Raw genomic sequence first — 9,951 nt, forward strand, 5'->3', positions numbered from 1 at the left:
ATGTGTGTGTGAAGAAACTGACTCTTACTTACAACCAAACCAGGAAAAAGAACCAATTCCTGAATCTCTCGCTTCGTTGTCAAATCAATCCGAGACTTCGCATCACACAGACATTCCCTTAAACAGACCAAATATAGCGGCGGGGTCGTTCGACAAAAACGAACAATCGAACAATAAGCCAAGCAAACCAAAATTTCAGTCGATTGATGATTTGCTCAACCACATCCTGCTCGACCCCCGCATTATGGCATCTGAGCCATTACCCGCAGTTTACAAAAACGAAATCAGAATGCGCTGTTGGCGTTTTCCCTGGCGTACTGCGACCAGGGACAAGATTTACCAAACCTGCGATATCCGTTTGGTGCAGTTAATCGCTAAAGAGAGAGCCGGGTGGGACAAGGTTGATTGGCAGCAAAAAATCCCCACTGTCATCAAATCCATCAGCAATTGGGAGGTGAGTAAAGCTGGTTTAGAAGAACTGCTGGTCTATTGGTCAAAAGTTATGGAATCAGCCCCGCAAACGTCTGAAGAATCAACAGCCAACGACCAACCCATCGGCTACTACTCGAATCGTTCACTTGATTGGCATAAGGCCACCTTCAGCGAACTTCTAGACCGCATGGATGAAATCGGCAAGGAAAACGCGATCGCCTCTTTTAGCATTCGCTATGACCAAAAACATACAGGTGCTACTGAAAGTTGGTTGAACTGGTTGCAAATCAATTATCCCGCTATGTATGCGTATTTGCATCCGAATGCAGCGTAAAAACAATTCGTCATTTATGTTCCAAACAAGGTAAATTATGACACACGAACTAAACTTTACATCCCAACAAGACCGCTTACCTCCACAAAGCATTGAAGCTGAAGAAGCAATACTTGGCGGCATTATGCTTGACCCTGCTGCCATGAGCCGAATCAGCGATCGCTTACTACCGGATGCTTTCTACGTCAACGCTCATAAAGACATCTATCAAGCCGCACAAAGACTGTACAGCCAAGGGCTACCAACGGATTTGCTTTGCATCACCAACTGGTTGTCTGACAATGGTGTGTTGTTCCGTATCGGTGGACGCAATAAACTGGCCACACTGGTAGATCGCACTGTCACAGCCGTTAACATTGATGCTTTGGCTGATTTGGTCATGGAGAAATACCAACGGCGGCAGTTAATCAAAGCCGGCACTGAAATTGTGCAACTCGGTTATGCCACCGAAACCGAATTCACCAATGTCCTTGACCAAGCCGAACAAAAAGTCTACGGCATTGCTTCAGAACAGAATGCCTCTGACTTGGTTCACATTTCTCATGCCCTGGCCAACACTTTCATCGAAATTGAGGCGCGTCATGCGGGTACAGTTGCTCCGGCACTGTCTACTGGATTTTATGACCTGGACAGTTTACTCGGCGGTGGTTTTCGTAAAGGGCGGTTGTATGTGCTGGCTGCTCGTCCTTCTGTTGGTAAATCTGCTTTGGCTGGTAATCTCGCTCTCAATGTTGCCAAAACTGGTCAATTCCCTATCTGCGTTTTCAGCTTGGAAATGTCAACTGAAGAATACGTACAGCGATTTTTGAGCAGTGAATCCGGCATTGAAAACAATTTTCTCGAAAGAGGCGCTATTTCTGAGGGTCAATGGCAACCTTTGAGTGGGGCGATCTCTCAACTGAGTGAACAACAGATTTTCATCAACGACGAATCTTGTCCTTCTCTCAATGAAATCCGTAGTCAAGTCCGTCGAATTTCATCCCATTACGGTGGTGTTGGGCTTGTGATTGTGGACTACTTACAGCTAATGGCTGAAGCTGCTGACTCTAGAGCTAATATGACCGAACGTGTTGCCGAAATCAGCCGGGGATTGAAGAAACTCGCTAAAGATTTGGATGTACCAGTTCTGGCTCTATCCCAGTTAAGCCGTGAAGTTGAACACCGCAACGATAAACGTCCCATACTCAGCGATTTGCGTTCCAGTGGTGCTGTTGAGCAAGACAGCGATGTTGTGATCATGCTCTACCGTGAAGAAATGTACAACGAAGATACCCCAGATCGGGGCATTGCTGAGTTAATTGTTCGCAAGCAACGCAATGGCCCTACTGGCACTGTCAAGCTTTTGTTCGATCATCAGTTTATCTCTTTCAAGAATTTGTCTCGTGGTCGGGGGTTTTAATAAACTAGCTGGAAATCAAAATATGAGTACCATCTACCAAAAACTGCTTCATCAATGGGCTACTCTTGCGCCAGATGAATGTCAAGCTACAGAACGAGATTATCGATTCAAAGTCAGGATTTTACCCCAAGTTGAAGAATGCTTTTATTCCCATCCTTGGCGTTATATCAACAGTGAAGATTTAATTTTAAGACAATTGAACTTTCTGCTGTTGACCATCATCAACCACTGCGCGGCTCGACAGTCCAGCATTGGATTTACTTTTGGTGAACTTGGGGTTACTGCGGTTATCTGCAATGGTTTGAAGTCTCAACCGCAGCTTCATCCGGCTATTGCAGCATTGGACGCATACATTCAACTACTTCAGTTTTAGCAATATGAAAGCACTGTCAGTCCGCCAACCCTGGGCATGGGCAATCATTTACGCCAATAAAGATATTGAGAACCGAGTTTGGCCCACTCATTACCGAGGCGATATTCTCATTCACGCTGCCTCAAAATGTACCAAAAAAGAATACCAACAAGCTTTTGAATTTTCTCAAAACATGGGTGTTTCATTACCAGAGTTAAAAATGCTGCGCCGAGGTCAAATCATTGGTGTGGTTACAGTGGTCGGTTGCTTGTTCTCACCGACTGCTTCTGGTTGGGGGATGGCTGAACAATACCACTGGAAATTGGCGAATCCACGCTCTATCACTCCGATTCCATACATTGGGCAATTGGGTCTTTTTGATGTGCCGGATGAATTGGTCAAAGCGGCGATGCTAAGGGCAACGTCAAAGACGATCGCTTGACCTTGATAGAACTCGCCTCATGTTCACACATACGGGAATGCTCACTATGTCTGTTGCGACACCCGAAAAATTCTTAGAGGACGACCTTAAAAGCTCATCCCTTCGTAGTCAAGGTTGCCTATATAAGTACACCGAAACCAAAAAGCTACAAGATGGTTCAACAGTGCATTACCCACGAGTAATTGGTGAACGCGATCCTGAGAATCCTAGACTCTGGCGTTGGGGGTATAGCTGGGAGGTAAAAGTTAATGGTGTTTGGAAAGGTCGCTCTATTGGCTCTATCCCTTGTGGTGCAGTTACTCTCATTCTCCAAATGCAACGCTCCGGATCTACCAGAGATGACATCATTGCCTTCATCAAACGAGCCAAAGAAAAAAAACAATCTCCTTCTAAACCCATCCTTCCGGCCAATGCACCGATCGCTGTTGTGTTGTTCGCGGGTGGCGGCGGTGTAGAAGCGGGGATGATGCAAGCTGGCATTCGTCCGGTCATTGCGGTAGAACACGACCCAACAAAACCGCAACTGAGTCAGGCGATCGCCACCTCTCACCACCGCAACTTCAGCGAGTATGGTTGCAAAGTAATCCAGCAAACAGTACAGGAAGTAGCACGGTTAGGATTTATTGGGTTTCCAGCCAACCCCGACTACCTCCATGCCTCCCCGGTGTGTGCCAACTTTTCTCAAGCCCACACAGCCAAAGCTGGGATTGCAATAGAAACGGATGATGATTTGACCGCAGCGCAAGCAGTAGCTGAAACTATTCGGCAGTTGCGTCCACGGGTTTTTTCTTTAGAAAATGTTCCACGTTATCAAAGCAGTCAAAGTTTCGCCATTATCCTGGATGCTTTGGAATCCCTTGGTTATCACGTTAATTACAGCGTGGTAAACATGGCAGACTTCGGCTTGCCCCAGGCGCGACGACGTTTGGTTCTGGTGGCTTGCCGGGAAAGGGTTATCTCATTACCATCAACATCTGGCCCTATCGGTTGGTATGGCGCGATCGCTCATCTCATTTCTACAATGCCCGATTCCCAATTACTCGCAGGGCAGCAGCAAGCGGTAGAAAGATTTTTGGCTACGAATGACCCCGCACCACTGCTGATAGAACGGGTTGGTGGACGGAATGGACTCAAGTACAAGCCTGGGCATAAACCCGCTAATACTGTTGTGCGATCGCATTTCACCGATCACAAAGGGTGCAATAGAAATAAATTTGCTGATATTTGGTTGCCAGATGGCACTGTTAAGTCTTTATCAATTGAAGCTGCTGCCATTTTGCAAGGGTTTCCGTCTTGGTACGAATTGCCACCGCAAGCTGCTACGGCTGGATCAATCATTGGGTATTCGGTTCCGCCAAAGTTCGCCGCGCAGTTATTCGCTCACATTCAACAACAGTTATCAGGGGCAATTGTATGACAAACATGATTCACTCACTTGAAACTTGCTGGTACATATCACCGCCCTGGGGTAAGGATGTCCCACCAATACTCGTCAGCCTGTTAGAAAAGGTTTATATCCCCAATCCTAGAAAAATAGTCGGTTACTGCTGTGGAATCGAATGGTTAGACGAGGGCTGGCGGTACTCTATTGCAAGCGAACGGGGGATTATCTCAGTTGATGAAAGTGAACTTACTGTTACTGGCCAGATTTTACCGCTACGCATTGAAACACCTGTATTCACAATAGGTGAATTAGTCAAGTTCCAGTTTGGTGAGGGTTCTAAAATTCGCACAGTTTTGGGTCTTCAGATTATTAAAGAGTCCTGTTTCTACAAAGTTGAATGGCACTCACCTGCTTTGACAACAACTGACGGCAGTTGCGCTTTTCCAAAAGCTGATGGTGGGCTGAAGTTGGGCGATGCCTTCTCTTTTAGAGACGCTACCGCAAACGGCAACCCCAATGGTATCCGCTTTGCTTATATTACTCAATTCGATTTAACGAAAGCAGTATGATCTACACCTCATGCTACGCCGGACAAATACGAGGCGAAGCGGTTTCAATTTCCCTGCACCCACCGACAACCTTGAAGGGTAAGCACTCTCTCGTATTCGCTTCTACTCCCGAACAGAGGAAGGTGGTGGAAGTCTTCTGGACAGAATGCGTAGACGCTTTGCGGCTTGTCGAAGACATCGCCCAAGAACAGTACAAACGCGAGTAAGCGTAAAATTCTCAAGTCCAGGCAGCAATAAAAAAAGCTTCTTGTTAATCGGCAGAAGAACAATCAGCAGGATATTTTTCACTATTTTTGCTTTGAAGGTTCAAGAATTTTTTGCCCTATATTGTTTGACTAGCCTTTTGAGGGAAGAATATAAATAGTAAAAAAATGGGACTCAAATCAGGTGTTTCAGTCAAGAGTGTTATATTGCTGACCAAAAATTTGAGTTTTGTAGCAAAAATTAACTAAGAGAATATGCAAATGCTTTCACCCAAACAAATTATTGAAGATATCTCTAAAAACAGATATGGAATTGGCTTAAAGACAGAAAAAGCTGCTCAAGAAGCCATGAACCACTTAAGAAGAAGTTTAAACAGCGCCCTTGAACGACTTTCAGTAGACCTTTATTCTAAAGAAACTCATTTTGTCCTTGAACTTATTCAAAATGCAGACGATAACCAGTATAAAAAAGAAATTATTCCTACACTAATCTTGACAATAGATTCTCAAAAAATCGTTGTCAAAAATAATGAAACTGGATTTACTGAGGAAAATGTTAGAGCTATCTGTAATGTAGGAGCTAGTACAAAAGCTAAAGTAAAAGGATACATTGGTGAAAAGGGGATAGGATTCAAGTCAGTATTTCGTATTAGTGATGAACCTCAAATTTTTTCTAATGGGTTTCAGTTCAAGTTTCAGCACCAAAATGATAGGGATCAACTGGGATTTGTTGTGCCAAACTGGATTGAAAATGTCCCTGAATTTGTTGATTTAAATTTAACTAATATTGTTTTACCACTTCGAGAATCGGCTAAAGATGAGTTAGTAAAATTAGGTGATATTGAACATACTTTAATTCTCTTCCTCCGGCAGGTTAAAAACATTATTATTGATAATCAAGTCACAAATAAGCTTCACGAAATTAAACGAATAGACCTAGATGGAAAAATAGAGATCCAAGAAATTAACGAATCCATAGTTAAGCATTGCTATAAATTGGTTAGAAACAACTTAAATGTACCTGAAAATATTCGGGAAGAAAAAAGAGAAAATGTTAAGTTAACTGAGCTAGTTCTTGCCTTTAGTTTGCAAGAGAATGGCACAGCAGATACAAGATTAGAACAAAAAGTTTTTGCTTTTCTTCCTACCCGCACTTACGGATTTAAGTTTCTTATACAAGCTGATTTTCTAGTTCCAGCCAATCGGGAAGATATTCATAAAGATACACGTTGGAATAAATGGCTAAGAGATAATATTGCTGCTACATTCTTGTCAGCCGTAGAGGAATTTAAACAAGATATTAAGCTTAATAAAAATTATTACAACTATATTCCATTAACTCATGAAGTTAAAGATGAGTTTTTTATTCCTGTAGTTAATGAAATATACAACAAATTAAAAGCTAGTAGATGTATTTTAACTGAATCAGAAAAATGGCAGATTCCTTCTCAGGTTGTACAAGCAGATGAGCAAATTAGGGAATTAATCTCTAATAATGATTTGCAACAACTTCTAAACAAAGAGTATATTCACCCCGAAGTCAAAGCTAAATTGCCTATTCTTGAAACTCTTGGGGTTAAAAAATTTAGTCTTGATGATTTATTGCAGTGTTTACAGAATAGTGAATGGGTTAAAAAACAAAATGATACATGGTTTATAAATCTCTATATTTACTTAAAAAATTGTAATATAACAGATTTATCAAAGCTTAAGAAATTAAAAATTATTCTTTTAGAAAATAACAAATTGGCTTCAAATGATAAGACACCAATATTTTTTCCATTGAGAGATAAAGAATTATATGGATTTGAATTTGAACAGGAACTTCAATTCGTTAAAAGGACTCTCATTGAATCAACTGTTCAGGACTCTAGAAATTCAGTAATAGAGTTTCTTAAAAAATTGGGTCTTCAGAATGCTTCCCCTTACGAAATTATCGAAAATTATATTTTACCCATTTATCAAGAAGGCTCTTGGAAAAGCAAAGGTAATCAACTTCTAGGATATATTTATTACATTAAAGATAATTTAGCAGATTACGAAAAAGAGTTTAACAAAAGGAACAATCCTTATTCCTACTCGTATCTTCAAAAAGATTGCTTGAAAAATTTGAAAGATTTGCTATTAATTAAAACAAATAAACAGCAATACTTACGTCCAAGAGACATTTATCTTCCTGATATTTATGGTAATTTTAATGAACTAGAAATATTACTAGAAGGAATACAGGATATCTCGTTTTTATCATCAGAGTATATTCAAGATTCAATGCAAATTAAAGACTCTAATGAAAAAACAAAAACAATTAGAGAGTGGAGAGAGTTTTTTATTAAGCTAGGAGTAAATGAGCTACCCAAAATAGATGTCGAAATAACAACTGCACATGGCAAGTCTAATAGTCGCCAGTATTATTCCAAAGAATATCCTATTTATAGTTCACCACATATATTAAGAATATTAGAAGCAAAGAATATAGAAAAAAATCGCCAATTGGTTCAACTTTTAGATAGGAATTGGAAATATTACCAGAAATATAAATCTTGGCAAAATTATTATTATAGTAGTGGAACTTTTTACTCTGGCAAGTTTAATGATACAGATTGGTTTACCAAGATTAAAACAACAGCTTGGCTGCCTACTACGAAAGACAAGTTAGCTAAACCTTCTGAACTTTTTCTGGCTAAACCAGAAACGGTATCAATACTAGGGGATAGTGTTCCATACTTAGCTATTGCTCTGAATAATCAAGATTTCATTAAAGACTTAGGAATAAAGGTTAAAATAACTGGCTTAAAGGATTATGCTGATTGGTTGCTTGCATTATCTCGAAAGCCCAAGTTAGATGAAAAAGATGAAGTAATATTGCTTAAAATTTATCAACAATTAAATAATCCTGATATTACTTCAGAAGATTGGTGGAGTAGATTTGTAAGTCAACAAATATTTTGGACGCATCAGGAAACTTTTTGCACAGCTAATAATGTGTTGATAAATGATAATGATGAAATTTACGACTTGTTTAAAGATAATCCTCAGATAGCTTTCCTCAAACTTCCTCCATCCTATTACCCTAAACTCCAGCACTTCATTCAAGCAACTGGGATTCGCCATATTTCTCAAATTATTAAGACTGAATTAGCAATTGGACAAGTACAAAGGGTTGAGGAAGAAAGGCTGACTGAGCAGATTAAAAGTTTGATACCGTATATTCTACGTTATCTTTACCAATTAGAACACCAGACTTATGAACAGCTTAAAGGCAACCAAACCCTAATTCAACTCAAAAATTTAGTGTGTTACCGAGTTAAAAAGCTTGAAATTAAGTATCTTCTTAACGAGCAATCAGCTTGTACTCAAAGAAGTGCTTTCCTGTACAATGGTAGTCTCTACATTCAAGCAGACAGTTTATTAAATACAGATTATTTAGCTTTGGAGATTTCTAAACTCTTTGGTTGTCCAAAAGGCATGGATGAATTTTTAGTGTTGCTGTTTGATAAAAGAACCCCAGACAAAATTGAAAGTTACATGAGAATAAAAAATATTCAGCCGCTACCTGCTGAAGAAAAACAGTGGTTTGAAAGCTCAAGTATTTATCTAGCGGAGACTCATTTTATAGGAATAACAGAGGCGACGGATAAAAACGTTGAGTTTACAGCTCAAAAGCACCACAAAATAGATCCAGATCAAATTTTAGCTAAATCACAATTAACAAATATATATCAAAATGATCAGGCATTTGCTACTGAAGATATTTACGCTTTGGAAATAGATACTCAATGGGAGCCTGAGTGTGACCCTAGAGAAGTCGAAAAAATTGAGGCTCTTCAATGGCCGCAAACAATAATTACATCTCAAGAATATCTCAGTACTGAAAGGGTTAAGGAATCTATTATTACTCCATCTATTACTGAGTTAATTGAACACGAAACTGTTTTAGATCAAACCACTTTTAGCAAAAGTAAATCTGAATTAGCATCAAATCAACCAATTTTTAAATTAATCAGAGAACTACAAGAGAGCGGTCAAGATGAGTTAAGTGAGGGGACAAAGCCTAGTGGCATCTGGGGCGAAAAATTTGCTGTTGAATATTTAAGACGAAAGTTTAGTGCTAAGTATCCTACAGGCGAATTAGAAGAAGGCCAATACGGTTTTTTGATTAAAATTAGGAGTCAAGTAGTAGTTGAGGTTCAGTGGTTAAACAAAGTTCACGAAACAGCAGGGTATGATATCAAATTAATTGAAAAGAGTCGAGAAGATTATATAGAGGTTAAGTCTAGTAAACCTGGAGCTAAGAAATTGATAAAGCTATCAGGTATTCAATGGAAATTGGCTCATGATTTAGGAGACAACTTTCATATATATCGAGTGTATGATGCGGGAACTCAACACGCTACACTTATTGATATTTCCAATCCCAGTCAACTTTGGCTTGAAGGTAGTATCCGTGTAAATTCTGTTTATCTCCGGATATAGAAATAGCAATATAAATAAGGGTAACGGCTTCACCGATACCCCTAGCATCACTTCAACATCAAGCAAACAATATTATAATTCTTCAGTCACACCAAAACAGCTAATTTCCATCGACTCCACCTAAGCACCAGTTGTTCAAACGTGCTTTGGCCAAGTGCTATGACGCTGGTTTGCCTATGGTGTGCGATCGCTACCGCTTGTGGGTACATCCCTTGTAAATGATGAACCTCGTACAACTGGGTTTAATTATCAATACCTTCGCCAAAATAAGAGGATGAAGAGAGAGGGCTGATGTAGTAGAGTTATTGTCTTCCCAAACGACAACTCAAAAGCCACAACAAGCCCATGCCCGATATCTTATCA

At 40.0% G+C, this 9,951-nt stretch carries 7 protein-coding genes and 1 pseudogene; all 8 read left to right on the forward strand.

The window, feature by feature from the left end; genetic code table 11:
- Positions 1-766: pseudogene (locus H6G77_RS34810) on the forward strand (helix-turn-helix domain-containing protein); the annotation flags it as partial.
- A 37-nt stretch (positions 767-803) separates the two neighbouring features.
- Positions 804-2,165, forward strand: a complete 1,362-nt coding sequence (gene dnaB, locus H6G77_RS34815) for a replicative DNA helicase (RefSeq protein WP_190677063.1) — start codon at positions 804-806, stop codon at positions 2,163-2,165.
- Between the two features lie 22 nt (positions 2,166-2,187).
- The gene (locus tag H6G77_RS34820) at positions 2,188-2,538 is read left to right on the forward strand and encodes a hypothetical protein (protein ID WP_190874096.1); all 351 of its coding nucleotides are present in this window, start codon (positions 2,188-2,190) and stop codon (positions 2,536-2,538) included.
- Positions 2,539-2,542: 4 nt separating this feature from the next.
- On the forward strand, positions 2,543-2,959 hold the full coding sequence (locus H6G77_RS34825; protein ID WP_190874097.1) for an ASCH domain-containing protein: 417 nt from the start codon (positions 2,543-2,545) through the stop codon (positions 2,957-2,959).
- 46 nt (positions 2,960-3,005) lie between these two features.
- Positions 3,006-4,376, forward strand: a complete 1,371-nt coding sequence (locus H6G77_RS34830; protein ID WP_190874098.1) for a DNA cytosine methyltransferase — start codon at positions 3,006-3,008, stop codon at positions 4,374-4,376.
- The gene (locus H6G77_RS34835) at positions 4,373-4,912 is read left to right on the forward strand and encodes a DUF1392 family protein (protein ID WP_190874099.1); all 540 of its coding nucleotides are present in this window, start codon (positions 4,373-4,375) and stop codon (positions 4,910-4,912) included. The genes H6G77_RS34830 and H6G77_RS34835 overlap by 4 nt, the downstream gene beginning before the upstream one ends.
- The gene (locus H6G77_RS34840; protein WP_190874100.1) at positions 4,909-5,118 is read left to right on the forward strand and encodes a hypothetical protein; all 210 of its coding nucleotides are present in this window, start codon (positions 4,909-4,911) and stop codon (positions 5,116-5,118) included. The genes H6G77_RS34835 and H6G77_RS34840 overlap by 4 nt, the downstream gene beginning before the upstream one ends.
- A gap of 258 nt (positions 5,119-5,376) precedes the next feature.
- Positions 5,377-9,588 carry a DUF3883 domain-containing protein gene (locus H6G77_RS34845; protein ID WP_206758072.1) on the forward strand — a complete coding sequence of 1,404 codons (4,212 nt, stop codon included), beginning with the start codon at positions 5,377-5,379 and terminating at the stop codon, positions 9,586-9,588.
- Positions 9,589-9,951: the final 363 nt, after the last annotated feature.

The organism is Aulosira sp. FACHB-615 (assembly GCF_014698045.1).
Taxonomy (GTDB): Bacteria; Cyanobacteriota; Cyanobacteriia; order Cyanobacteriales; family Nostocaceae; genus Nostoc_B.